The sequence below is a fragment of the Malonomonas rubra genome (genome assembly GCF_003247215.1).
Classification (GTDB): domain Bacteria; phylum Desulfobacterota; class Desulfuromonadia; order Desulfuromonadales; family Geopsychrobacteraceae; genus Malonomonas; species Malonomonas rubra_A.
In genome coordinates this window covers 1-3,198 of the sequence record NZ_QKAP01000137.1, presented here as the reverse complement: position 1 = coordinate 3,198, position 3,198 = coordinate 1, and the positions used below count along the sequence as shown (strand labels likewise).

The 3,198-nt window shown below is 52.3% G+C and carries 2 protein-coding genes and 1 pseudogene; 1 reads left to right on the top strand and 2 read right to left on the bottom strand.

The window, feature by feature from the left end:
- The first annotated feature begins 182 nt into the window (after window positions 1–182).
- A pseudogene (locus tag Q7J88_RS14210) lies at window positions 183–1,430 on the top strand (IS3 family transposase).
- 63 nt (window positions 1,431–1,493) lie between these two features.
- Here the strand turns inward: Q7J88_RS14210 and gltX are convergent.
- Together gltX and amrB are read right to left on the bottom strand one after the other, a co-directional pair.
- Entirely contained in the window at window positions 1,494–2,888 is a 1,395-nt protein-coding gene (gltX, locus tag Q7J88_RS14205) for a glutamate--tRNA ligase (RefSeq protein ID WP_303722896.1), read from the bottom strand.
- Between the two features lie 85 nt (window positions 2,889–2,973).
- Window positions 2,974–3,198, bottom strand: a 225-nt coding sequence (amrB, locus tag Q7J88_RS14200; protein ID WP_303722895.1) for an AmmeMemoRadiSam system protein B, incomplete at its 5' end; no start/stop codon positions are given.

The window sequence follows — 3,198 nt, the reverse complement described above, 5'->3', positions numbered from 1 at the left end:
CGGCGCGCGCCTCTATCAGGGGCAGGTCACCAACCTGCGAACCGACGGGGGAGGTTTCGCTCCTGTCCGTCTGGTTTGAACGTGGTGCGAAAGGATTAAAAAAAGCCGCCCCTGCAACCAGGAGCGGCTTTTTTATTCAGCTGTCCCGTCCTGAAATAAGTTTACACTTTGGAGACTTATTTATGGACAAAGTAGAAAGCAAGCGGAAGAGACGGACTCAACGCGATTACACAATGGGCTTTAAATTGCAGGTTGTTGATGCCGTGGAAAAAGGCGACATGACCTACAAGCAGGCACAGAAGATCTATGGCGTCCAGGGTCGCTCAACCGTGTTAACATGGTTGAGAAAGCACGGGAAGTTGGATTGGACACAACCTGTGAGGCTCGCGATGCCTAAAACTCCCAAAGCAAAAGAGACCCCTGTCCAGAAGATAAAGCGACTTGAGCGCGAACTCGAAGATGAACGTTTTCGCAATCTACTCTTGAATGAAGTGGTGGATATCCTGGATTTAGAGCACGGAATGAGCTTGAGAAAAAAGTATATTGCCAAGGAGCGAGACGCCTTCAAAAACAGAAAGGGCTGAGTTTAAGCCGCGCTTGCAAGCTTCTTGGCATCAGTCGGCAGGCCGTTTATCAAAGAGAAAGGCGCATCCATCAGCGCAGCATAGAGTTGGACCCCGTCAAAGAGATGGTAATGGAGCTCCGGCGGTTCATGCCGAGACTGGGCGGGCGCAAGCTGTACACCCTGCTGAAGCCAACATTTCATGCGCAGGGAATCAAATTAGGTCGGGATGGATTTTTTGACTATTTAAGGAAGCACCGACTGTTAGTTCCCCCGGTCAAACGATTTGTCAAGACAACACAGAGCAAGCACTGGATGAAGAAATATCCGAACCTGTACAAAGGGCAGGACATTAACCAGGCTGAGCAAGCCTTTGTGAGCGATATTACGTACGTAGAAACAGATGAAGGCGTTCATTATCTGTCGTTGGTCACTGATGCCTATAGTCGTAAAATCATGGGGTACGAGGTCAGTGACAATCTGCGCGCGGAAAGTGTCGTCAAAGCATTGCGTCAGGCAGCCAGACAACGCCGGACACGTAGATCGTTGCTGCATCATTCCGATAGAGGCTTACAGTATTGCTCTTCGATCTATCAACAAGAATTGAAGCGTCATGGCATAACGCCATCAATGACCGATGGTTACGACTGTTACCAAAATGCTTTGGCAGAGAGGGTGAATGGCATATTGAAGCAAGAGTTTCTGCTTCATAAATGTCGTGATTTGCAAGAACTGAAAGGGTTGGTTCGAGAATCGGGTTCGAGAATCGGTCGCTATCTACAACCGCCTGCGGCCACACCTTGGTTTGAATATGCAAACCCCAGAAGAAGTGCATAAGAAAGCCACCTCCATGGGGGAGGTGGCTTAGGAAAAAACTGTCAACGTATTTTAGGACGTGACAAATAGCTGATATCGGGAACACTAAAACGAATCAGAATGTCTGCAGCGCTTGGCTGATCCGGGCCAACGAACGTTCCTTGCCGAGAACCTGCAGAACCTCATAGATGCTGGGGCTGGCGGTTCCACCGGTCAGCGCCACGCGCAACGGCTGGGCAACCTTGCCGAACTTCAACTCGGTTATTTCCATGATCTTGGCAAAAGCGACTTCCAGCTGCGCTTCGACAAACTCACCGCATTTCTCCAACTCAGCTAGAATGGTCTCGAACAGCGGTTTCTGATCCGGGGTGAGAAACTTCTCCTGCGCTTTTTCATCGTAAACTACGCTGTCGACAAAATAGAAAGCGGCGCCATCCGCCATTTCCACCATTGTCGCTGCCCGCTCCTGCAGACTTTTGACCACGGCAACCAGATCAGGGCCGCCTTCGGTGGCAATCCCTTTGGCCTCAAGGAAAGGTTTCAGCAATCCCGCCAGACGGACCGGATCGCCGGTTTTGATGTAGTGGCTGTTCAGCCAGAGCAGCTTCTCCGGGTTGAAAACTCCCGCCGCGCGGCCAACGTTGGCGAGGCTGAATTTTTCGATCAGATCCTCCATGCTGAAGATTTCCTCGTCACCGCAGGACCAGCCGAGCCGCACCAGGTAGTTGACCATCGCTTCGGGCAGGAACCCTTCCTCCTGGTAAGCCATGACCGAAGTCGCGCCGTGACGTTTGGAGAGGCGTTTTTTATCGGAGCCGAGAATCATCGGCACGTGAGCGAACTCCGGCACCGGATAACCGAACGCTTCGTAGAGCAGAATCTGCCGAGGGGTATTATTGACGTGGTCGTCGCCACGAATAACCAAAGTAATTCCCATCTCGGCATCGTCGATCACCACCACCATATTATAAGTCGGGGTACCGTCGGTCCGGGCAATAATCAGGTCGTCCAGCTCCTCCAGACGGAAAGTGATCGGCCCTTTGATCTTGTCGTCAAAAGTAACCGCCTCTTTGTCGTCCGGCAGCTTGAAGCGGATGACGTAGGGCGCATCCGGCTGATCGGTTCGGTTGCGGCAGGTGCCGTCGTACTTCGGCTTGCGCCCTTCCTGCATCGCCGCCTCGCGTTTGGCGTCAAGTTCTTCCTGAGTGCAATAGCAGCGGTAAGCCTTACCGGCCTGAACCAGCTCTTCCACCTTCTGTTTGTACAGATCGAAACGGTCCGATTGATAAAAAGGGCCTTCGTCACAGGAAAACCCGAGCCATTTCATGGCATCGAGAATTGCGTCGACCGATTGCTGGGTGGAACGGGCGACATCGGTATCTTCGATTCTCAGCACATAAGTCCCGCCCTGCTGCTTGGCCAGCAGGTAATTAAACAAAGCAGTACGGGCGCCACCGATATGCAGGTAACCGGTCGGGCTGGGTGCGAAACGAACACGTAAATCGGACATTTATCTTTCTCCTTTGGACAAACAAAAGACCGCAACAGCGGCCTTTTATACTGTGTTTATCTGAAGCAAGGCAAGCGATTTAAAATCAGTCGATACTCAATCCGGCATAGCCAACTACCCGGTTGTTATCGCCGTTAACCTGGCCGGAATGGGCATAGCGAACCAGATGGCAGCTTGTAGCCCCGAGCTCGCGCGCCGCGTGCATCACCACCACGGCCGGCAACACCCCGCACATGCTGATGCGGTTTTCCGCAACGGTTCGATAAAGCGCCGCAGGGTCGAACTTGGTCATTGCTGAAATCGCCATAAA

Bases quoted from the DNA above. Each gene is read 5' to 3' on its own strand.
- gltX (WP_303722896.1), bottom strand. From the start codon at position 2,888: ATGTCCGATTTACGTGTTCGTTTCGCACCCAGCCCGACCGGTTACCTG.